We start from the raw sequence: 1201 nt of genomic DNA on the forward strand, positions 1-1201 counted from the left end.
GGGGAGCCGCAGGCCCCAGACCGCGACGAGCGCGGCGAGCAGCCAGCGCCGCCACGCGTCGCCGTCGCCGAACGCGGCCGCGACGAGCGCGACGACGACGAAGCCGACACCCCACGACACGTCGACCACGTTGTGCCGTCCCCGCGCGAAGCCGAACGCCGCGGTCACGATCATGAGGACGGCCGCGGCGACGAAACTGCCGATCGTGACGAGCGCGAAACCGCTCCAGTCGAACCCGTTCATCGTGTCGTCCATTCCGTCCGCTCGGGCAGGTCGTCCCTCCCGGGCCGGACCGCGACGATCTGGTCGACCCCCATCCGCCCGTCCCGAAACGCCATGCCGCCGCCCACGAGGTACAGCCGCCACACCCGGGCGACCTCGTCGCCGACCATCGCCACGGCGTCGTCCCACCGAGATTCGAAGGTGCGGTACCACGCGTCGACGGTGCGGACGTAGTGCTCGCGCAGGGCGTGCACGTCCCGGACCTCGAGGCCGGCTTCCTCCAACAGCGCGACGGTCTCCCCGACCGGTCGCATGAACATGTCCGGCGCGATGAAGGATTCGATGAACGGGCCGCCCCCGGGGTGCCGGCCGGTGCGCGACATCTGCTGCACCAGGATCCGTCCGCCGGGGACGACGTTGTCGCGCAACGCTCGTGCGTACACCGGGTAGTTGCGCCGGCCCACGTGCTCGCCCATCTCGAGCGACGCGACCGCATCGAATGCCCGGTCGGGAACGTCGCGGTAGTCCTGCACGCGGATCTCGACGCGGTCCCCGAGGCCCAGTTCGGCGATGCGCCCGTCGACGAACCGTTTCTGCTCCCGCGACAGCGTCACCCCCACGACCCGCGCCCCGTACTCGGCGGCGGCGTACAAACTCAGCGACCCCCATCCGCAGCCGACGTCGAGCAGGCGCTGTCCGGGGCGCCGGTCCAGACCCAGCTTGCGGCACACCAGGTCCAACTTGTCGCGCTGTGCATCCGCGAGTGTGTAGTCGGCGTCGTCGGAGGTCCAGTACGCGCACGAGTACGCCATGTGCGGGTCGAGAATCAACGCGTAGAACTCGTTCGACAGGTCGTAGTGGTGCCGGATGGCGGCGCGGTCGCGGACCTTCGAGTGCAGGCGACCGTGCACCCGCGCCTGGGACGCGGGTGGTGCCGGCGGCGCCCCGAGCGCCCCGACCCGGCGCGACAGACGCGCGG

General features: G+C 71.4%; 2 protein-coding genes. Both read right to left on the reverse strand.

Going from position 1 to position 1201, the window contains the following annotated elements; translation table 11 throughout:
- A partial coding sequence (locus RT323_RS16665; protein WP_313410417.1) for a DUF1295 domain-containing protein occupies positions 1 to 255 on the reverse strand: 255 nt, incomplete at its 3' end.
- A partial coding sequence (locus RT323_RS16670; protein WP_313410419.1) for a cyclopropane-fatty-acyl-phospholipid synthase family protein occupies positions 240 to 1201 on the reverse strand: 962 nt, incomplete at its 5' end. The genes RT323_RS16670 and RT323_RS16665, both read right to left, overlap by 16 nt.

The sequence above is a fragment of the Aeromicrobium sp. genome (assembly GCF_032084975.1).
Classification (GTDB): Bacteria; Actinomycetota; Actinomycetes; order Propionibacteriales; family Nocardioidaceae; genus Aeromicrobium.